This window comes from Comamonas avium, assembly GCF_014836675.1.
Taxonomy (GTDB): domain Bacteria; phylum Pseudomonadota; class Gammaproteobacteria; order Burkholderiales; family Burkholderiaceae_C; genus Comamonas; species Comamonas avium.
On the sequence record NZ_JACSQK010000003.1, the window covers coordinates 414,290 to 433,748 of the forward strand.

Annotated in this window: 19 protein-coding genes; 10 read left to right on the forward strand and 9 right to left on the reverse strand. The window is 57.2% G+C overall.

Translation table 11 applies throughout. The annotated features are described in order from the left end of the window. Positions 1-73: 73 nt before the first annotated feature. From H9646_RS07130 to H9646_RS07145, 4 genes are read left to right on the forward strand one after another with little or no spacing between them, the layout of a single operon-like run. Positions 74-1,675, forward strand: coding sequence for an ABC transporter substrate-binding protein (locus H9646_RS07130; RefSeq protein WP_191722650.1), 1,602 nt, complete (start codon positions 74-76; stop codon positions 1,673-1,675). A gap of 4 nt (positions 1,676-1,679) precedes the next feature. Further along, positions 1,680-2,645, forward strand: a complete 966-nt coding sequence (locus H9646_RS07135; protein WP_191722651.1) for an ABC transporter permease — start codon at positions 1,680-1,682, stop codon at positions 2,643-2,645. Positions 2,646-2,655: 10 nt separating this feature from the next. Then, entirely contained in the window at positions 2,656-3,597 is a 942-nt protein-coding gene (locus tag H9646_RS07140; protein WP_191722652.1) for an ABC transporter permease, read from the forward strand. A 2-nt stretch (positions 3,598-3,599) separates the two neighbouring features. Beyond that, positions 3,600-5,336 carry an ABC transporter ATP-binding protein gene (locus H9646_RS07145; RefSeq protein ID WP_191722653.1) on the forward strand — a complete coding sequence of 579 codons (1,737 nt, stop codon included), beginning with the start codon at positions 3,600-3,602 and terminating at the stop codon, positions 5,334-5,336. Positions 5,337-5,484: 148 nt separating this feature from the next. Here the strand turns inward: H9646_RS07145 and H9646_RS07150 are convergent, their stop codons facing one another. The 4 genes from H9646_RS07150 to H9646_RS07165 form a co-directional block, all read right to left on the reverse strand. Beyond that, entirely contained in the window at positions 5,485-5,706 is a 222-nt protein-coding gene (locus tag H9646_RS07150) for a hypothetical protein (RefSeq protein ID WP_191722654.1), read from the reverse strand. A 169-nt stretch (positions 5,707-5,875) separates the two neighbouring features. Continuing rightward, entirely contained in the window at positions 5,876-6,316 is a 441-nt protein-coding gene (locus tag H9646_RS07155) for a hypothetical protein (RefSeq protein WP_191722655.1), read from the reverse strand. A gap of 352 nt (positions 6,317-6,668) precedes the next feature. Beyond that, positions 6,669-6,965: a hypothetical protein gene (locus H9646_RS07160; protein ID WP_191722656.1), complete on the reverse strand. Its 297-nt coding sequence runs from the start codon at positions 6,963-6,965 to the stop codon at positions 6,669-6,671. Between the two features lie 129 nt (positions 6,966-7,094). Continuing rightward, positions 7,095-8,045, reverse strand: coding sequence for a LysR substrate-binding domain-containing protein (locus H9646_RS07165; protein ID WP_191722657.1), 951 nt, complete (start codon positions 8,043-8,045; stop codon positions 7,095-7,097). Positions 8,046-8,136: 91 nt separating this feature from the next. On the opposite strand from H9646_RS07165, the gene H9646_RS07170 reads away from it, so the two are divergent. Continuing rightward, positions 8,137-8,889 carry a sulfite exporter TauE/SafE family protein gene (locus H9646_RS07170; protein ID WP_191722658.1) on the forward strand — a complete coding sequence of 251 codons (753 nt, stop codon included), beginning with the start codon at positions 8,137-8,139 and terminating at the stop codon, positions 8,887-8,889. Between the two features lie 347 nt (positions 8,890-9,236). Next, positions 9,237-9,581, forward strand: coding sequence for a hypothetical protein (locus H9646_RS07175; RefSeq protein WP_191722659.1), 345 nt, complete (start codon positions 9,237-9,239; stop codon positions 9,579-9,581). A 117-nt stretch (positions 9,582-9,698) separates the two neighbouring features. On the opposite strand, the gene H9646_RS07180 is transcribed toward H9646_RS07175, so the two are convergent. Together H9646_RS07180 and H9646_RS07185 are read right to left on the reverse strand one after the other, a co-directional pair. After that, the gene (locus H9646_RS07180; RefSeq protein WP_191722660.1) at positions 9,699-10,907 is read right to left on the reverse strand and encodes a serine hydrolase domain-containing protein; all 1,209 of its coding nucleotides are present in this window, start codon (positions 10,905-10,907) and stop codon (positions 9,699-9,701) included. 926 nt (positions 10,908-11,833) lie between these two features. Then, positions 11,834-12,421 carry a hypothetical protein gene (locus H9646_RS07185; RefSeq protein ID WP_191722661.1) on the reverse strand — a complete coding sequence of 196 codons (588 nt, stop codon included), beginning with the start codon at positions 12,419-12,421 and terminating at the stop codon, positions 11,834-11,836. A gap of 506 nt (positions 12,422-12,927) precedes the next feature. On the opposite strand from H9646_RS07185, the gene H9646_RS07190 reads away from it, so the two are divergent. Further along, a complete protein-coding gene (locus tag H9646_RS07190) occupies positions 12,928-13,605 on the forward strand; it encodes an ankyrin repeat domain-containing protein (protein WP_191722662.1) in 678 nt (225 codons plus the stop codon). 374 nt (positions 13,606-13,979) lie between these two features. Here the strand turns inward: H9646_RS07190 and H9646_RS07195 are convergent, their stop codons facing one another. Then, complete coding sequence (locus tag H9646_RS07195; protein ID WP_191722663.1) at positions 13,980-14,543, reverse strand: fasciclin domain-containing protein; 564 nt, start codon at positions 14,541-14,543, stop codon at positions 13,980-13,982. 319 nt (positions 14,544-14,862) lie between these two features. Beyond that, the gene (locus H9646_RS07200) at positions 14,863-15,366 is read right to left on the reverse strand and encodes a DUF2501 domain-containing protein (RefSeq protein WP_191722664.1); all 504 of its coding nucleotides are present in this window, start codon (positions 15,364-15,366) and stop codon (positions 14,863-14,865) included. Between the two features lie 297 nt (positions 15,367-15,663). Here H9646_RS07200 and H9646_RS07205 point away from each other — a divergent pair, with 297 nt between their 5' ends. Genes H9646_RS07205 through H9646_RS07215 form a run of 3 tightly spaced genes read left to right on the forward strand, consistent with a single transcriptional unit; the run spans position 15,664 to position 18,615 of the window. Beyond that, complete coding sequence (locus tag H9646_RS07205) at positions 15,664-16,650, forward strand: Bug family tripartite tricarboxylate transporter substrate binding protein (RefSeq protein WP_191722665.1); 987 nt, start codon at positions 15,664-15,666, stop codon at positions 16,648-16,650. A gap of 3 nt (positions 16,651-16,653) precedes the next feature. Beyond that, positions 16,654-17,871 (forward strand): M20 aminoacylase family protein, encoded by a 1,218-nt coding sequence (locus H9646_RS07210; protein WP_191722666.1) that lies wholly within the window; start codon positions 16,654-16,656, stop codon positions 17,869-17,871. Between the two features lie 9 nt (positions 17,872-17,880). Continuing rightward, positions 17,881-18,615: a phosphoribosyltransferase gene (locus H9646_RS07215; protein WP_191722667.1), complete on the forward strand. Its 735-nt coding sequence runs from the start codon at positions 17,881-17,883 to the stop codon at positions 18,613-18,615. Positions 18,616-18,682: 67 nt separating this feature from the next. On the opposite strand, the gene H9646_RS07220 is transcribed toward H9646_RS07215, so the two are convergent. Then, positions 18,683-19,369 carry a DUF4136 domain-containing protein gene (locus tag H9646_RS07220; protein ID WP_191722668.1) on the reverse strand — a complete coding sequence of 229 codons (687 nt, stop codon included), beginning with the start codon at positions 19,367-19,369 and terminating at the stop codon, positions 18,683-18,685. Positions 19,370-19,459 lie beyond the last annotated feature (90 nt).

The window sequence follows — 19,459 nt, forward strand, 5'->3', positions numbered from 1 at the left end:
ACCCTAGGGCGGCATTCGCGCAGTCCGTGGCATACAGGCAACCTTTCACCTCGTTATGAAGATGGAGACAAACATGATTTTGAAGACCCTGGGCACCGCCCTGCTGGCCGCAGGCCTGCTTTCCACGGCCACGCTGGCGCAAGCTGAAACCGTTCGATGGACGCGATCGGCCGATGTGACCACGCTCGACCCGCATGTGTTCAATACAGGTACCAACTTTGTGCTGATGCACCAGATGTATGAGACGCTGCTGAACCGCTCCAACGACGGCAAGTTGCTGCCGCTGCTGGCCACCGAGTGGAAGATGCTGCCCAGCGACCCCACGGTCTGGGAATTCAAAATCCGCCCGAATGTGAAGTTCCATGACGGCAAGCCGCTGACTGCCAAGGATGTGGTCTTCTCGCTCAACCGCGCCAAAGGCCCCAATGCGCAGGTCAAGTCGCTGCTGGCATCGGTGGACACCATCACAGCCGTGAATGATCTGACCGTGCAGGTCAAGACCAAAGGCCCCAACCCCATTTTCCCGAACAACCTGACCAACATCTTCATCATGAATGAAGAGTGGGCCAAGGCCAATGGCGCTGTAGACACCCAAGACGCCACCAGCAAGACTGAAAATGGTGCCACCCGTGCCGTCAACGGCACTGGCGCTTTCACACTGGCCAGCCGCGAGGTGGACAGCAAGACCGTCATGAAGCAAAACCCCAACTACTGGGGCAAGGGCAAAGACGCGCTGCAAGTGACAGAGCTGGTGTATCTGCCCATCAAGTCGCCAGCCACCCGCGTGGCCGCACTGCTGTCGGGTGAAGTGGACTTTGCACAGGACATTCCCGCGCAAGACGTGGCGCGCCTCAAGCAAGACAGCAAGCTGCGCATCAACGAAGGCCCGGAAAACCGCTCCATCTTTCTGGGGCTGAATGTGGGATCGCCAGAGCTCAAGTCCAGCAACGTCAAGGGCAAGAACCCGCTGGCCGACCCCAAGGTGCGCCATGCCATGGAGCTGGCAATTGACCGCGACGCCATCAAGCGCTCGGTCATGCGTGGCCTGTCCAACCCCTCGGGCGTAATGGCCCCATCCTTTGTCAATGGCTACGACAAGTCCATGGCCGCCTACCCCAAGGCTGACGTTGCCAAAGCCAAGGCACTGCTGGCAGAAGCGGGTTACCCCAACGGCTTCACCATCACCTTGCACACCCCCAACGATCGTTATGTGAATGACGAGGCCATCAGCACCGCCATTGCCGGCTTCCTGGGCCGCGTAGGCATCAAGACCGAAGTGGCATCGCGCCCCATTGCGCAGCACAGCGTGTCCATCGTGAATGCCGACAGCGACTTTTACCTGTACGGCTGGGGCGTGCCAACGTACGACTCGGCATACATCTTTGACTTCCTGGTGGCCACCCGTGGCAAGGAAGGCCGTGGCGCACAAAACGCCACCCACTACAGCAATGCCGATCTGGACAACAAGATCATCTCGCTGTCTTCAGAAAGCGATGTGGGCAAGCGCAACGCCACCATCAAGCAAATCTGGGATGTGGTGCAGAAAGATCGTTTCTACATCCCGCTGCATGACCAGGTCATCCATTTCGCGTCCATCAAAGCCATCAACGTTCCCGTGCACCCGGACAACGTGGTGCACTTCAAGGACATGAAGCTCAACAAGAACGCGAAGTAACAACATGCTGGTCCATCTGCTGCGCAGACTGGGCCAGTCAGTTTTGGTACTGCTGGCCGTCTCGCTTATTTCCTTCATGGTGTTTCGCCATATTGGTGACCCCACCATCAGCTTGTTAGGCGAAGACGCCACGCTGGAAGAACGCACCGCCCTGGTTGAAGACCTGGGCTTTAACAAATCCGTCCCCATGCAATACCTGGCCTATGTGGGCAAGGTCGTGCAGGGGGATCTGGGTATCTCCTACCGCCTCAAGCGCCCCGTGGCCGAGGTGATTGCCGAGCGCCTGCCAGCCACTCTGGAGCTGGCAATGACTGCGGCCTTTTTTGCACTGCTCATTGGCGTGGTTCTGGGGGTCTATACCGCCATCAAGAAAGATGGCTGGCTCAGTCGCTCCATCATGACGGTCTCGCTGGTCGGGGTCTCACTGCCCACGTTTTTGATTGGTATCGGCCTGATTTACGTGTTTGCTGTCGAGCTGCGCTGGCTGCCTTCCTTTGGCCGGGGCGAGACGGTCGACATCGGGGGCTGGCAAACAGGCTTTCTCACTGCTTCGGGCTGGGCCGCACTCATCATGCCGGCCATCACGCTGGGCTTTTACAACATGACGCTGATCATGCGCCTGGTGCGTGCCGAGATGCTGGAGGTGCTGCGCTCGGACTACATCCGCTTTGGCCGCGCGCGCGGTCTGCATGAAAAGAGCCTGTACTTTGGCCACGCGCTGCGCAACACGCTCATTCCCGTCATCACCATTGCGGGCCTGCAAATTGGCTCGCTGATTGCCTTTGCCATCGTGACGGAAACCGTGTTCCAGTGGCCCGGCGTTGGCTTGCTGTTCATCTCCTCGGTGCAGGGTGTCGATGTGCCCTTGATTGCGGCCTATCTGATGTTCATTGCGCTGCTGTACGTGGTGATCAATCTGTTCGTGGACTTTTTGTATGTGCTGGTGGACCCCCGCCTGCGAAAGAAATAAGGGGGCAGCAATGACTGAATCTGTGAAACAAGACGTGGCGCTGCCCACGGGCTGGAAAGCTAGCGACTCGCCAGTCAAGCGCGCCTTTGCCAAGTCGCGCCTGGTGCAAGTGGCTGCCGCTGTGCTGGCACTGCTGGTGCTGGCCACCATCTGCGCGCCGCTGCTGGCGCTGCACAACCCGTTTGATCCGGGCAGCCTGGATTTGATGGATGCCTTCACCCCGCCCTGGAGCCAGGGCATGGGCGAGATGTTCTACCCGCTGGGCGCTGACGATCAGGGCCGCGACGTGTACTCGGCCATCCTGTATGGCCTGCGCATGTCGGTGTTTGTGGGTGTGGCTGCCGTGGCGCTGTCGCTCATCATTGGCGTGCCTCTGGGCCTGATCGCCGGTTATGCCGGTGGCTGGTTTGACACGCTGCTGATGCGCATTGCCGATGTGCAGCTGACTTTCCCGGTCATTTTGGTGGCGCTGCTGATCTTTGGCATTGCCCGTGGCTTGCTGCCCGAGGGCTACCGCGATGACATGGCCGTGTTTGTCATCATCGTCGCCATTGGCCTGTCTGACTGGGTGCAGTACGCGCGCACGGTGCGGGGTGCGGTCATGGTGGAAAAGCAGAAAGACTATGTGCTGGCCGCCCAGCTCATTGGCCGCTCGCAAACCGCCATCCTCACCAAGCACATCCTGCCCAATATGCTGGCCCCCATCCTGGTGATTGCCACCATCAGCTTTGCGCACGCCATCGTGGCCGAATCCACGCTGTCGTACCTGGGCGTGGGCCTGCCGCCCACTGCGCCTTCGCTGGGCACACTGATCCGCATTGGCCAGAGCTTCCTGTTCTCGGGTGAATGGTGGATTTTGCTGTTCCCCTCGCTGGTGCTGCTGGCACTGGCCCTGTCCGTAAACCTCGTCGGCGACTGGCTGCGCGACGCTTTGAACCCCAAGCTGCAATGAACATGACAACAGACACACACAACCCCGTGCCTGATGCAGTTGCCGTGCTGCGGGTGCGCAATCTCAGCGTCACGTTTGATACCTACAAAGGCCCCGTGCATGTGCTGCACGATGTCTCCTTTGACATCTGGCCCGGAGAAATTCTGGGCGTGGTGGGTGAGTCGGGCGCAGGCAAGTCCATGACGGGTTCTGCCGTCACCGGCTTGATTGAAGCGCCCGGTCGCATCTCCAGCGGCACGGTAGAGCTGCGCGGCCTGCGTATCGACAACTTGCAGGGGGAAGAGCTGCGCCGCATTCGTGGCAAGCGCATTGGCACCATCTTTCAAGATCCGCTGACCAGCCTGAACCCGGTCTACACCGTGGGCGACCATCTGGTAGAAACCATTCGCACGCACTTGCCCGTGTCAGAAAAAGAAGCCCAAGCCCGCGCCCTGGCGCTGCTGCAAGAGGTGGAAATTCCGCACGCCAAAGAGCGCATGGCCCAGTACCCGCACCAGTTCTCTGGCGGCATGCGCCAGCGCGTAGCCATTGCACTGGCCCTGTGTGCCGAGCCAGAACTCATCATTGCAGATGAGCCCACCACGGCGCTTGACGTCTCGGTGCAGGCACAAATCATTGCGCTGCTGCGCAAGGTCTGCAAAGAGCGCGGCGCTGCTGCCATGCTCATCACGCACGACATGGGTGTGATTGCCGAAACGGCCGATCGCGTCATGGTCATGTACCACGGTCGTGTGCTGGAAACCGGTGCGGTGCGCCAGGTGCTGGATGCCCCGCGTGACCCCTACACGCAGGTGCTGATGGCCGCCATTCCCAGCGTGCATCAGCGGGTAGAGCGCCTGCCGGTGCCCGAAGTTGGCGGTGGGCCAGTGGCTAAAGCGGTGCCGTGGACACCGAAAGAAGCTGCGGCTGGTGCTAGCGACGCAAGCGTCCGGCCACTTGTAGAGGTCAAAGACCTGTGCAAGGACTATGACCTGTCCTCTGGCTGGCTGGCCCGCCTGCTGGCGCGCGAGGAAAAGAAAATCCTCAAGGCCGCTGACCACGTCAGCTTCAATATCCGCAAAGGCACCACCTTTGGGCTGGTGGGCGAGTCTGGCTCGGGTAAATCCACTGTGGCACGCATGGTGGCTGGCCTGACACCGCCGACCAGCGGCACCATTTTGTTTGATGGCGTGGACAAGTGGAGCCCTGCTGCGCAAACCGTGGCCATGCGCCGCCGGTTTCAGATGATCTTTCAAGATCCCTATGCCAGCTTGAATCCGCGCTGGACAGTGGAGAAGCTGATTGCCGAACCGCTGGTGGTGCTGGGCATCACGCAGACCAGGGAAGAAACCGCCGCCCGCGTCCAGGAAGCCCTGCGCCGTGTGCGCATGAAGCCCGACGATGTCACCAAGTACCCGCACCAGTTCTCTGGCGGCCAACGCCAGCGCATTGCTGTGGCACGTGCTTTGGCCAGCCAGCCCGAGTTCATCATCTGTGATGAACCCACCTCAGCGCTGGACGTATCGGTGCAGGCACAGGTGCTGAACCTGATGCGTGATCTGCAGGACGAGTTTGGCCTGACCTATCTGCTCATCAGCCACAACCTCGCAGTGATTCGCCACATGTGTGATGACATTGGCGTCATGCAGCGGGGCAAGCTGGTGGAAGTAGGTGATGCACAGGTGGTGCTGGATGACCCGCAACACGCCTATACCAAGGATTTGATGGCGGCAATTCCGGATATTGCGCACGTGCATTGAGCGCGCTGCTTTTGGAAAGCTGGCTTTAAATCTTTCAGGTTTGGCTCGAAGGCCCACAGCTTAGGTTGTGGGCCTTTTTTATGGATGATTGCTTTTGGGCTCTAGCGCTTGTATGGCATGCGTTAGTAGTTATGGCTTGTGCTTCTTTTTAATTGTTTGTTGTTGCGCTCTTGTCCGAGTGCCGGTAGTCGACCAGCGGTGACCCGATTTCTTTTGCTTCGTCAAAAGAAAACGGGGAAAGAAAAGACGACGTTTGCAGCGGGCTTGTCCGGCGGAACTCGCGGCGTTCCTTCGTCACTCTGCTCAAACAACCGCCGCAAATATGAAGGACTTCTTCAAAGCCGACGTGCGACGCATGCGCTTTGGTCATTGAAACGGAGATGTTCTAGAGACTGCTTACGACCGATTGCAGTCGTTCGTGCCTCGGCGGCAAATGTCTGCTACGCATCGATTGCCGTCATTGATACAGGCAAGTCCACCAACCACCTCATGACACTCCTCGCCCCCTTGATCCTGCGAGCAGGATCAAGGGGGCGCGCTTATACCTTGGCGAGGAAGGCCGCCGCATCACCAGCTTCACACTTCCAGTCTGCGAAGACCCCAACCAGATTGCATTCCACGCAGTGGCAAGCGATGTAGTACCAGCGCACGTCATGTGTGCCCTTGTACACGGAGACGCCGGACATCAGCTCGAATACCTCGTTCTCGCACACGCACTGGTGCGCCTCGGGGGTGGCCTCTTCAACGTAGTCCGCGCTGTCGCCCATCAGGTGTTCCTGCCCGCAGTCGGAGCAGGTGCGGATTGCCACGCCGGCTTCTTCATCGGTCTGCAGCGCAAAAGTCCGGCACCCGCAATCGCATTTGGACGAGGCAAACCGGACGGCCTCATGGCGATTCGCAACGCTGTAGTTGCGCAGTTCGGCTTGCGTGTCGCCGGACGTCGTCCCGTACCAGAACTCGCCCTTCTTCGTCAGTGACATTGATGCTTTTCCATTCTTCAAGGTGGGCTTCCCGGCAGACCTGACGCCAGGCTTGGTCCAATCATTTGGATTTTGCCTGAAGGCACGGTGAATCGTCGTCAAGGCGGTGGGTCGGGGTCGCCTCCGACAAGGGCAGCGGAAAACCTTGAATGCCAATTCTTGGAGATTGCAGCCAGAGTCCATCAAGTTCAGCTGTTGATGGCCGCCAAGATTCGGAGTTGAAGCCCCTACGTCAGCGCTAGCCTAGATCTGCTGTTCGCGGTTAACTCCCGAACGACAGCTTCTGGCCGGACTGCGACAGTCGCAAATCCACCCAGCCATTGGCGCTCATCCTGTAGCAACCGAGCTAGCGTCAGTCTTTTAGTTGTGCAGCAAACATTGTGTTTCCGAGAAACCCTCTGCCAGCAACTCCAATCCGAAAGGCGATTTCTTGCTGAAGATGCTCTGCATTCTTGTTCTCGCCCTCTTTGGGTAACGAGATGAATGAAGACGCAGCATTTGAAGGGTTCAATACAGCAACCAACAATGCTTCTCCCCCATTCTTGGTGACAGGCTCTACACGATTGATGGGGCTCCTTGCTTGCAGGATGTACGACTGATCTGAGCCAAACATCTCAAGAGCATAGGAGCGCTGCTTTGGCTGAAACAAGGCTGTGACCCATCGAAATGGTCACTTGACCACTGGCGGCGTTCAGCTCTGGCCGCCGCTAAGCGGCCATCAGGCATTCTCAAAAGTTGTCGCTCAAAGTTCACTCTGGTGAAGACCGTGCCTCATCTGTCACGTAGCAGGTTTGCACACTTCGCGAAGTGCCTGAGCGAAAACTGCATCAGCCTCACGCAGGGACTCCTCGGCCCTGCGAAACAACGTGACAGGCGGCAGCGTCCAGCCAAAACGGTGTGCTGTTACGCCCACACCTACCAAGCGGGCCAATTCTTCAGCGACGTCTGCAGGCACGATGGAAACAGCCCGCTCATTGGCCGCAATCAACTCGCCAATAACTTTCGCGGAAAGACTCTCCACGATGGGAGCCGGTGGGGTTACACCCGAGCGTAGAAAAAAGTCGGTGATCTGCTCGCGCATTGGGGTATCGCGCTGCCCTAGCACCCAGTCCAGTTGTGCCAGCTGCGGCCAAGATAGTGGGCTTCGGCCCAATCGAGTTGCCAAGCGCCGATGTGCCACCAGACGTGGCTCTTGTTGGTATAGCACTTCATGCACTAAACCATCCATCGATAGGATGGCCGATGTACGGCCAATCACGCAGTCCAGCTCATGTCCACGTAATAGTTCGAGCAGATGGTCACTTGTGCCTTCATGGATCGTCACCGTAATGCTGCGGTCCTGTGGTCGCGTGCGGGCAATGGCTGCAGCCAGTAGCCGTCCGGGGATGAACGGAATCACGCCCACATGCAAGTGGGCCGCGCGACCGACGCCAGCAGACTCCATGTCGCACACCCAGTGCCCAAGGTCCTTGAGCATGGACCGCGAGCGAGTGAGTGCCACCTCCCCAAGTGCCGTGGGTGTCATGCCGCGCGCAGAGCGTAAAAAAAGAGGGGCACCGAACATTGCTTCCAGTTCGGCCAGTGCGTGTGTTACTGCAGGTTGACTGGTCGCCATGTACTCTGCCACGCGAGTCAGCGAGCCATGTTGCGCGATCAGTTGCAGCAGTGTCAGGTGACGCATCTTGAGCCGTGAAGATAAACGCGCAAGCAGTTCATTGGAAGCAGTCATAGTCTCATTAGCAAATAGTTATGGAGCAATACTAAAACCAAATGATTTTGTTATTTAGCCTCTCCATAATTAATAGACGGAGTGGAAAAGCATGCATTCAATCTATTTTGTAGTAGCACTAGGCGCTGTGGTCGCGGGGTTCGTCCAAGGGCTGTCTGGCTTTGCTTTTGGTTTGGTCGCTATGTCATTTTGGGCTTGGACGCTTGAGCCGCGCTTGGCCGCTGTACTCGCGGTTTTCGGTGCATTGACAGGGCAGATTATTGCGGCCGTCACAGTGCGGCGAGGCTTCGAGATTCAGCGTTTACTGCCGTTCGTGCTGGGTGGTCTGGCAGGCGTACCCTTAGGTGTTCTGCTACTTCCTCACCTTGACGTGAACTGGTTCAAGGCGATATTGGGCATGCTGCTCGTTGTGTGGTGCCCGGCAATGTTGATGGCGAAGAATTTGCCTCACATCAAATCTGGGGGCCGGCTAGCCGATGGCGCTGTGGGTCTGGCAGGTGGCGTGATGGGGGGCATTGGCGGCTTCACGGGTACGCTGCCCACCCTTTGGTGCACGCTGCGTGGCTTCGACAAGGATGAGCAGCGTGCGGTGATCCAAAACTTCAACCTGTCGATGCTACTGGTGACGATGGGCTGCTATGGCGCCACAGGATTGGTGACCAAGGACATGCTCCCGTTATTTGCAGTGGTGGCACCGGCAATGCTGGTGCCCACGCTGCTCGGCGCTCGCCTGTATATCGGCATCAGTGAAGTCCGATTCCGGCAGGTTGTGCTGGGGCTCCTGACGGTATCGGGCATCGCATTGCTAGCATCAGCACTGCCACAGTTGCAGGGCCAGTTTTAAAGACGGCTGTTGGCCTGTCACTGCCATAAACCACAAGGCGTGAATCTCTGCCTACGAGTGCGTAAGCGTCGCGTGAGGTCAACATAAAAACCAAATCTCCGGCGGCTGTTTGAGCGGAGCGCTGCAAGCGCGCAGCGAGTTTTGCCGGAAGCCGTCGGCAGACGCGCTTGCTGGGTGCCTTTCTTGTCGCGGACAAGAAAGTTACTCGCCCGCCGGTGCGACAAACCGGCCTCTGTCAAAAGCATCCAGCAGAAAATCCAAAAAAGCACCAAAAAAGTCACCAAACAACGTGGATTGCCCAAGCCTATCTAGGCAAACTCTGGTCGATTCAACAAGGAGTGCACACCGTGGCTTATGAACACAGCTCTGGCTCCGCCGATGGACGCTTTGCATTGCTGCTCGAAGTATGGGAAGCCAGAAACACCCACTGGGTAGCGTCTCCACAGCTGTGCAATGCAAGCAACGCGAAGGTCTTGTTTCAGCCTGAGAGAACATGGTCGGTAGATGGCGCGGCTTGGGCGGGTGCGCAATTGCGCGTCGTGCTGAGCAAGTATCCCGGGGGGCAGACCCGGCCAACTTTGGTCACTTTCATTGACTGTGAACGCGAAGTTGCACGCGTGGAGGAGGGCTGTGAAGTGCCGCTCGGTGCGCTGGAGCCAGAGTTGAACCGATTTCTTTTAAGGGCAAGGTGACCGCTGCTTCCAGTAACTGTCAATAGTTGCCAGCAGCGGTCACTGCAAAGCATGCTTGCGCTTGAGACTGCGAAAAGTCATTCAAGCCCAGGGCTGCAGTGACCACTGACCCGGCCATTATTTGGCCGGTAGCGCGGCCTCTTGGTCGATGGCGTTTTTTACCTCGCGGTAGAAGTTCTCGCGTGCTTCGCTGGCCACGGGGTCTCGCGCACCGCCTGCCCAGTTGGCGTTGGACACGATTACCAGTTTGCGCTGGGGATCGATGAAGATGCCCTGACCAAAAATGCCGCGTGCTGTGTAGCTGCCGTCGTCATAGGTCCACCACTGGTAGCCGTAGCCGCGCCCTGCAAGGCCAATATCGGCGTGCTTGGTGGTCGCTTCACTCCACCAGTCGTCTGGCACGATGCTCTGGCCGTTGATCTGCGAACCATTGAGTATGAACTGGCCCAGGCGGGCGTAGTCGCGTGGCGAGGCTTGCACGCAGCAGCCGCCAATCTCCTTGCCGGTTTTGCTCAGAAGCCAGGTGGCCTGCTGCTCCATGCCTGCAGGGCCCCACACTTTCTCTGCCAGATAAGTGGCCAAAGGCTTTTGGGTAGCCTGCTGTACCAGCGTGCCCACCAGATTGGTCTCGCCCGTGCTGTACAGCCAGCGGGTGCCGGGTGGTGCCTCGCGCGGAAGCTGGCGCATGTAGCTCACCAGTGCTTCCATGCCTTGCTCTGGCTGGTGGCTGTTGAACTTGGCTACGTCCGAGTTGGGGTCGGCATAGTCTTCATTCCACTTTACGCCCGAGGTCATGGTCAGCAGCTGGCGTACGGTGACGTCGTCGTAGGCAGAGCCCTTGAGATCGGGAATGTAGATGCTGACATGGTCGTCCAGGCTTTTAATGAATCCGTCCTTCAGCGCTGCGCCCACCAGCGTAGAGGTGAACGATTTGGCAACGGAAAAACTGGTCCAGCGGCCCGAGCCATCAAAGTCCAGGCCATAGCGTTCCAGGCGCAGCTTGCCGTCATGTAGCACCAGCAGTGCGGCACTGCGCTGGCCTGCCATGTAGGCGTCTATATCGCTTTTGAGCTTGAGAGGATCGCCTTGCGGCAAGGGGGAGGGGGTGCCACTGACTGGCACTACATTCACCTTGGCCAGGAAGGGAATGCGGTCCAGCGCGCGAAAGGCGGCGTCGCGTTGCGGTTCGGTCCAGAACAGTACATCGCGATTAGTGGGCACTGTGGCCAGCAGCCCCCGTGTCTCTTTGTCCAGACTGAACCAGCCGCCCACGGCGGCAGCCCCTGAAATTGCCAAGATGCCCAGCACCACTTTTTTCAAAGCCATGTCCGTCTCCTTGTTGTTGGTGTCAATCAGCTACCCATAGCGTGGGCAGCGCGCTGTATAGCGATTTCATACAGTAGCGTCTGGGCGGATTTAAGCAATGGATGCAGGCCGTAAGAGGGTAACGTTCAAGACAGTTCTGCCTCTACATGCAGCCAATCCCTGGATGCTTTGGTGATGTTGACTTACCACAAGCGACAGGCGCTCATGCTTTTGGGTGGACCTGCTGGTTGTCATAGCTCGCAAGCCCGTGTTGCTGAGAATGCTTGTGTCCAGAAGCGGGCATCTGCAGGTGCGCCTTGCTATGGGGTTTCAGGCATGCCGTGGAGACGGAATGACTTCAGTGCATGAGCTAGAGATCTGAGCGACTTTTGCGGCGTCAATCGATGGATCCACTGGCGCTGCTTCTGCACTTAGATCAAGCGAACCAAGTGAGTCAGTGCTGCCAATACTCATTGAGCCCGCCCAGCGGTCAACCTAGTCCCAGCGCAAGCTGCGATGGCACCTGCGACGTGGAGTCATCAGCCTGATCATCGGTTGGGCATTTCTTGCCACAACGTTGAGTGCCTCTCGAAGGCTGGGTGGCTGCTGTTTTGCGAGAACGTTGCGCCATAGCCTGGAGATCGGTGGGTGGGTGTCTTTGTGGCGCCGTATGGAGATGTTTCTATACGATGGGTGGCCCATTTTTGGCGACAAGATCTTTTATCGACGCATTCGCCAGAGTGCCTGCGCAAATCAGATACTCAGCGTAATTTTGAATTCAAGGTGAATTTTTATAAATTTCCTTAGCTATAAAAAGTCTTTTGATATTTAAATCGAATGATTAATAAATAATGATTTGTAATTTTATTTTTTAATTGAATTTAAACTTCAGCGGGTTTTGGAATCAACCCGCTGAATAAATTAAATTTATTATGAGTTGTTGTCAATCACAACACTGTCCAGCACTTTTCGAGCATCTTCGATAAGTTGATCATCTTTTTTGAGTCAATATATCTATGGTAATACCGTATTTCGAAACCCATCCCCTTGTACTTGGGAAATCCACAGGAGAGTAAGTATTGTTCACTCCATTTTTTTTCTGAAGTTGCTTGGTCTGGTAATTTTGATTCCAATAAAATATGTAATCTGGCGCATCTACTGTTCTTTGGGTCTTGGATTACATCAAAAGCACTCATCTTAAATTCTTTATTGTTTTTGTAATTGTTCACAAGATTGCGTTTGATATTATCTATATAAGCTGACATTGGTGAGATGGGGACATCAAGTCGTATTGGATATGCTTCGATTTCTCTGCTGTCTTCAGCAGAATCTGCATTTTTTTCTAGTCTGACAGACAAACCGGATTTTTTGACAGTCCAACCCTCTTCGTCTGGTGGTTCGAAGCTCAGTCCAAATAAGGAGCCCGTTTCGTCTGAAATTCCAACCGTCACCATTTTTTTATTACCTCCGGTATCAGCATGAGCGGCTGCACAGGTCAATAACAGTGGAAAAGTTAGCAAGGTAAGGTACTTCAAAGCTATCTCCCTAAAAGTCATAATTGGGTTGAGAAAAATAAAAGAGACATTTTCACTTCGGATAAGACTATAAAAATATAAATATTAAGAAGCAAGTTTCTGTGGTAATAATTAGACATGGTTAATTTATTACAAAAAATGCTGTGTCACTGAGCACGTGCACAAGCCATGCGTGTTTCAAAAAAATATCAAGTTTTCAGCTATCTTTATGACCGGAGCGATGAACCTATTTCAGTCAACTCATAGCAGCACTAAAAAACAAAAAATAAGTTCAACATTTTTAGGTATCTATTCCAGATTCCGAAAGCGCGGATAGTTATTGCTTGCCAACCATTCACGCATCGCTAGAGGCGTCGCTGCTGCGCTTTACCTGAACCGCCAAGCTTCGCTAGCTAGCGTTGGCTGCTCTCACAGATAAATAATTGCATTCTTACTGGCCCTGCGTGAGTCCATCCCATCCCGATACCCGCACAGTTATGCACAATCGCCTGCAAGGAGGTAGAGCCATGCGCGTAAACCGTCGTCAATTTTTTGGGGGAGTCATGGTCATGGTGGGAATATCTTCTGCTCATGCGGATGCCGGGGAGGCGCTGGATGGCCAATTGCTTGCAGCGGCCTTGCAAGGCGATGCGGCAGTGGTGCATGAATTGCTGGCGCAAGGGGCCAGCAAAGAGGTGCGCGATGACAGCGGTGCCACGGCGTTGCTGATTGCCACGCACAACAACCATGTGGCAGTGGCCAGGGTGCTGATAGAAGCCGGTGCAAATGTGAATGCCAAAGACAGCATGCAGGACAGCCCTTATCTCTACGCAGGGGCACGTGGGCACAACGAGATTTTGAAGCTGACACTGGCACATGGTGCCGATTTGAAAAGTACCAATCGCTATGGTGGCACGGCACTGATTCCGGCGGCAGAGCGTGGGCACGTGGAAACCGTGCGGATCTTGATTGCTGCAGGCGTGGATGTGAACCACGTCAACAACCTGCACTGGACGGCGTTGATGGAGGCCATTGTGCTGAGCAACGGTGGCCCGCAGCATGTGGACATCGTGCGCCAGCTGGTAGATGCCAAAGCCGATGTGCACTTGGCAGATGCCCAAGGCGTTACGCCGCTGCAACACGCACGCCAGCGTGGGTATCAGCAGATCGAAGAGATTTTGCTGCGTGCAGGCGCTCAACGCTGAATGAGCGCGGGCATCAGCGCATGCAGCCGGTCCTAGGCGCTAGAGCATGTGAAGTGTTTGCCCTTGCACGCCCACAGGCCTGCTGCGTGACTTTGCAACGCAATGCTGCCTCCAGCTGTGCGCAGCCAGGGCATACGGCGTTTCATGGGGTGCTGCTGCCCCTGCCAATGGTCAGCAGTCGCTCAGAGGGCATCAATAAAAAGGCTTGAAATCGTGTGAAGTTTCAAGCCTTTTGAGCGACTGGCGTTGATGTGGCCAGCGTGAGCCGCTTGATTTTTAAAGTGCGTGCCTGTGGCTCTGGTGCCCCAAGGGTGCGCACATAGCAGGGCCGCTGCAAAAGCCCATGCAAAGCCTGTGCAGCACTGGCCGCGCTATCACTTGGGCAGCAATACCTTGTCGATGACGTGAATCACGCCATTGGACTGGTACACATCAGCAATGGTCACGGTGGCCGTGCCGCCTTTTTCATCGGTCAGCATGATTTTTTTGCCGTTTGATTTGGCCGTCAGGGTGCCGCCGCTGACGGTTTTCACCATGGCCTTGCCTTTGCCGTCCTTGATCATTTTGCTCAGGGCTGCGGCATCCCACTTGCCCGGTACCACGTGGTAAGTGAGGATGGTGGTCAGCATGCCTTTGTTTTCGGGTTTGAGCAAAGTGTCAACCGTGCCTGCGGGCAGTGCGTCAAAGGCGGCGTTGGTTGGAGCAAAAACGGTGAATGGGCCCGGGCCTTTGAGGGTGTCAACCAGATCGGCAGCTTTGACGGCAGCGACCAGCGTGGTGTGGTCTTTGGAGTTGACAGCGTTGTCGATGATGTCTCTGGATGGCAGCATCGCTGCGCCTCCCACCATCACATCAGCCATAGCCGCAACGGATGTGGCTGACATTGCAATGGCCAGGCTGAACGAAGCCAATTTACGGGTAGTTTGAATCGAGACCATGGAGTGCTCCTTGATGGTTGCAAGCCGAAAAATGCCGGCTGATAGGAATACGCAGCAAATCCATGGCTGGATGCAAAGATTTTTTCTATTTCTGAGTTGCTGCAGTGCATCACAAGGTGCATCCGGTGTATTGCATCAACTGGATGCAGTAGCTGGCACGACACAGGATGTGGGCGCTGCGTGAGCGGGCCGGTCTTGGGTGTGTGGCGCTCGAGCGTTGAAGCAAAGCCCACCATTAGAAAAGGCCTGCAATCTCGATTGCAGGCCATTGCGTCTTGTTGCCCTTACTGGGCAATTGATGGCAGTTACGTTTTATGGATCAAAGCAGTGACTTGGCGTTGTCCAGCACAAAATCACAGGCTTTTTCTTTCAGGTCACCTTTGAGCTTGTCCATGCTGAAGCTTTGCCCGTTGCTGCCGGTGATCATGCCGCCCAGCCCGTTCAGGTAGCCTTGGTCTTTGGGCGCTTCTTGCTTTTGCGTGCCCAAGCCCAGCTTGCCCAGCAACTGGTCTTTGACCTGCTGGGCTTTGTTGGCGTTCAGGTAGTTGTTCTTCATGCAGTAGGTAATAACGCCTGCTGCATTGCTGGCGGTGCCAGATGCCGGAACACCCAATGAAGAAAGCAGCCCGCCAGCGGCACCGCTGCCGCCCAGCAAGCCGCCCAGGGCTGAGGTTGTGCCGCTGTCACCGCTGGCGCTGGTGCTGCTGCCGCCCAGTTGCGAGGCTTGCTGGCGCAGGGTGTCGCCCCAGTTTGCGGCGTGTACCGACCAGGAAACTCCGCACAAAGTGCTCGCCATCAGGGCGGTGCTGATCCAGTGTTTCATCGTGAACTCCTAGCGTGCTGCAATGCCTCCAAGTTACCACGTGCGCCTGGTGTCGCTGTGTGCGGCAATGTGCTCATTTGCAAAAAAACACGTTGTAGATGGAGTTGCTGTACCCGGAAGAACACAGGCGGTGAGGTGACTATCAACGCGCAATATTTGCAAAAAAATGCACAAGGGTAATTTCGGATTGCATAGTGTCTGACTGTCAAGCATCTATGCTGCGCCTGTGTCAAAATCGGCGCACTTTCACCCAGCAGGCGCTGCCCTGGCTGCCTGCGCATTACCCCCGCAGTTTCCATGTTCCGACGCATCTTTTTTTCTGCCGCCACGCTTGCGGCTGTTTCTGTTGCCTTGCCCCATGCGGCCCTTGCAGACAATGCGTGGCCAAAGCTCAAGCCCATTACGTTGATCGTGCCTTTTAGTGCCGGTGGCAATGTGGATTTTCAGGCCCGCCTGATTGGCCAGAAACTGAGCGAGCGTCTGGGGCAGTCTGTGGTGGTAGACAACGTGCCCGGTGCCGGAGGGGTCTTGGGGGTGAGCAAGGCGATCAACGCCAAGCCTGACGGTTACACCATCGTCATGGGTTTTGACGGCCCGGTCAGCGTAGCCCAGCTGGTGAACAAGGCGGTGAAATACGACGCGGAGCGCGATTTGCTGCCCATCGGGCAAGTCAGTGTGGCTCCCGTAGTGCTGATGGCACGCCCAGGTTTCCCGGCCCAGAACATGCAAGAGTTGATTGCGCTGGCCAAGGCCCAGCCGGGCAAGATTACCTATGGCACTTCGGGCGTGGGAACGGTGCTGCACCTGGCCATGGAAATGGTGCAGGAACGCGCCAAGGTGCAGATGGTGCATGTGCCTTACCGTGGTGGCGCGCAGATCATCAACGACGTGATGGGTGGGCAGGTGGACACGGGTTATCTGGTCACCACCAGTGCAACGCCGCTGGTGCAGCAGGGCAAACTGCATGCACTGGGCGTGACTTCGGCCCAGCGGATTGACTCTATTCCCAGCGTACCGGCATTCGCCGAGACACCTGTGCTCAAAGGCATGGAAATTAACACCTGGACTGGCCTGTTTGCCCCCAAGGGCACGCCAACTGCCGTGATCACCCGCCTGGCCTCTGAGCTGGATGCTGTGCTGAAGGCCCCGGATGTGCAGCAGCGTTTGAAGGATGGTGGTGCAACACCCGGCAGCGGTACGCCAGCGCAGTTTGCGGCTTTCCTGAAGAAGGAAAAAGCGGCCTATGCGGCCATCGTGACTTCGGCCAAGATTGAGCAGGAGTAAGCCATGGCTGCGCCCATCAATCCGGTCCACGCTGAGATCCATCCACCCGTGATGCCAGAGATTGCAGCGATTGCTGCAGACATGCTGGCCCTGCGGCACGACTTGCACGCACACCCCGAACTGGCCTATCAGGAGCACCGCACTGGCGACATCGTGGCCGCCAGGCTGACTGAGTGGGGTTATGAGGTGCACCGGGGCCTGGGTGACACCGGCGTGGTGGGCACGCTGCGCTGTGGCGATCACCTCAACGGCAAGCGTCTGGGGCTGCGTGCAGACATGGATGCGTTGCCGATCCGAGAGACCACAGGCCTGCCTTACGCGAGCAGGCATGACGGGAAAATGCACGCCTGCGGCCATGACGGCCACACCGCAACGCTGCTTGCAGCGGCCAAGGTGATGGCTGAGCGCAAAGAACAGTTCAACGGCACGCTGCACCTGATTTTTCAGCCCGCCGAAGAAGGCCATGGTGGCGCGCAGAAGATGGTGGACCAGGGGCTGTTTGAGCTGTTTCCCTGCGATGCGCTTTACGCTTTTCACAACGAACCCGGCTATCCGGCCGGCCAGTTCGGTTTTCGCTCGGGGGTGATGTATTCCAGCTCGGACACGGCCATCATCACCGTCCACGGCAAAGGTGGTCATGGTGCGATGCCGCATGTGGCGGTAGACCCGATTGTGGTTGCTTCGCACCTGGTGCTGGCGCTGCAAACCATCCGTTCGCGCGAGATAGATCCCAACGACATGGCGGTGGTCACGGTCGGTGCCATCCATGCGGGGGATGCACCCAATGTGATTCCCGAGACCTGTGAGCTGCGCGTAACCATCCGCGCTCGCTGCCCGCAGGTGCGCCAGCAACTGCGTGAGCGCATCACGGCCATGGCCCATGCGCAGGCTGCGGTGCACCGTGCGACGGCACAAGTGGACTACAAATGGCGCTATCCGCCCGTCATCAACGATGTGGCTGCCACGGATTTTGCGGTGAACGTCGCCCGTGATTTTCTGGGCGAGCAGTGGCTGATTCCCAATCTGCAGCCGCTGCAGGCCAGCGATGACTTCGCCATCATGCTCAACGCGGTGCCGGGCAACTACTTTATTGTGGGCAATGGTGTGGGTGAGGGCGGCTGCATGGTGCACAACGCAGGCTATGACTTCAACGACAACCTGCTGCCAGTGACTGCCAGCTACTGGGTGCAATTGGCACAGGCGTATCTGCGCCGTGATTGAGTTTTTTGTATGAACGTCACCGATCTTTCCAGCCAGAACCTGCCGGGTTTTGATGCCACCACCGACTATTGGCAGCGCACTGTCAGCGCCAGTGAGCTGACCCAGTCTCCACTGCCACCCTATGCCAGCAGCTACCCGGCCCGTTTGCCTGATGGGCGCTATCTGGTGCTGCCACTGCGCGGCATGCCCAGCCAGCCTGAGCGCTGTGTGGCCTCGCTGATTGCCAATCAGGCTTCTATCGACGTGGTGGAGCAACTGGCTGTGCACATGGCCCATGCAGCCAGGGAGCATGCGTTTGATGTGGTGGTGGGCCTGCCTACGCTGGGGCTGGCTTTTGCGCCACTGGTGGCCCGGCACCTGGGTCACAGCCGCTATGTACCACTAGGTTATTCGCGCAAGTACTGGTACAGCGAGGCGCTGTCCGAGCCGGTCAGCTCCATTACAACGCCGGGCAAGGGCAAACTGCTGTATGTAGACCCCAACCAGCTGCCATTGATTGCGGGTAAGCGTGTGCTGGTTGTGGACGATGCGGTCAGCTCTGGAACCACCATGGTTTCAGGCTTGAAACTGCTGGAGCGCTGTGGTGCTGACATTGCAGCAATTGCTGTGGCCATGCGCCAGGGCACACAGTGGCAGTCGCAACTGCGTCGCGCCGATGGCAGTGCCATTGCCGTGCTGGGGGCCTATGACTGTCCGCGCATGGAGCGGCGCGCCGATGGCTGGTGGCCTGAGCACACTGCTTGATCAACGAAGCATAAAAAACAGGCCCGCAGGCCTGTTTTTTTTAGGTACATCAGCACGCGCCAGTCAATCAGCGACCGCTAGAGCTGGTGGCTGCGGCAGGTGCTGGTGCGGGCGCTGCCTTGGCTGCTGCCGGCACAGGCTGCAGTAAGGTGCGGACTGTGCGTGTGCCTTGGCTTGGGTTGGGGAAGTCGGTCAACGCAGCATCAAACAAGACGTTCCAGATGACGTTGTCGTCCATCCACACCTCGTCGTAAGCCGCTGATGTCTCATAGACGATTTTCTGGGTTTTCTGGTCACGCAGCACCAGTTTGACGCCACGGTAATAGACCATGGGGGGAGTGTCCATCCAGCCCATGCCCATTCCCATGCGAGGGCCGCCCCAGCCCATGCCCCAGCCAAAGCGGGGGCCATAGAACCAGTCGTCATAGGCTGGGTGGTAGGCACGCCCCTGGGTGGCGGTGGCACCCACTTGCACGACCAGTCGGGCCAGTTCAGGGCGGGGATCACGCGTCAGCCCCACGCGTTTGAGGGCGTTTTCTGCTGCTGCCTCAACCTTGGCAAAGCTTTGCTGCTGGGTTTGTGAGGGCAGCAGTTCCATGCGGTAGGTCGCAGGCAGCTGCACGTCCGCCATGCTGGAGTAGCTTTGCACGTTGGACGTAATCTCGCGTGGGCCGCTGGCGCAGCCTGCCAGTACGGCAGCACTGGCTAATAACGCAGTCATGGCCCATCGACGGGTGTGTGAGGTATATGTCATGAGAGTTACTCCTCTGAATCCTGTGCATACAACGCACAACAGTACCGTTTTGCTGACAAGTGGGTGCAAGCGGGGGAGCTTGCCAAACGT

Bases quoted from the DNA above. Each gene is read 5' to 3' on its own strand.
- H9646_RS07130 (WP_191722650.1), top strand. From the start codon at position 74: ATGATTTTGAAGACCCTGGGCACCGCCCTGCTGGCCGCAGGCCTGCTT.
- H9646_RS07135 (WP_191722651.1), top strand. From the start codon at position 1,680: ATGCTGGTCCATCTGCTGCGCAGACTGGGCCAGTCAGTTTTGGTACTG.
- H9646_RS07140 (WP_191722652.1), top strand. From the start codon at position 2,656: ATGACTGAATCTGTGAAACAAGACGTGGCGCTGCCCACGGGCTGGAAA.
- H9646_RS07145 (WP_191722653.1), top strand. From the start codon at position 3,600: ATGACAACAGACACACACAACCCCGTGCCTGATGCAGTTGCCGTGCTG.
- H9646_RS07150 (WP_191722654.1), bottom strand. From the start codon at position 5,706: ATGACCAAAGCGCATGCGTCGCACGTCGGCTTTGAAGAAGTCCTTCAT.
- H9646_RS07155 (WP_191722655.1), bottom strand. From the start codon at position 6,316: ATGTCACTGACGAAGAAGGGCGAGTTCTGGTACGGGACGACGTCCGGC.
- H9646_RS07165 (WP_191722657.1), bottom strand. From the start codon at position 8,045: ATGACTGCTTCCAATGAACTGCTTGCGCGTTTATCTTCACGGCTCAAG.
- H9646_RS07170 (WP_191722658.1), top strand. From the start codon at position 8,137: ATGCATTCAATCTATTTTGTAGTAGCACTAGGCGCTGTGGTCGCGGGG.
- H9646_RS07180 (WP_191722660.1), bottom strand. From the start codon at position 10,907: ATGGCTTTGAAAAAAGTGGTGCTGGGCATCTTGGCAATTTCAGGGGCT.
- H9646_RS07190 (WP_191722662.1), top strand. From the start codon at position 12,928: ATGCGCGTAAACCGTCGTCAATTTTTTGGGGGAGTCATGGTCATGGTG.
- H9646_RS07195 (WP_191722663.1), bottom strand. From the start codon at position 14,543: ATGGTCTCGATTCAAACTACCCGTAAATTGGCTTCGTTCAGCCTGGCC.
- H9646_RS07200 (WP_191722664.1), bottom strand. From the start codon at position 15,366: ATGAAACACTGGATCAGCACCGCCCTGATGGCGAGCACTTTGTGCGGA.
- H9646_RS07205 (WP_191722665.1), top strand. From the start codon at position 15,664: ATGTTCCGACGCATCTTTTTTTCTGCCGCCACGCTTGCGGCTGTTTCT.
- H9646_RS07210 (WP_191722666.1), top strand. From the start codon at position 16,654: ATGGCTGCGCCCATCAATCCGGTCCACGCTGAGATCCATCCACCCGTG.
- H9646_RS07215 (WP_191722667.1), top strand. From the start codon at position 17,881: ATGAACGTCACCGATCTTTCCAGCCAGAACCTGCCGGGTTTTGATGCC.
- H9646_RS07220 (WP_191722668.1), bottom strand. From the start codon at position 19,369: ATGACATATACCTCACACACCCGTCGATGGGCCATGACTGCGTTATTA.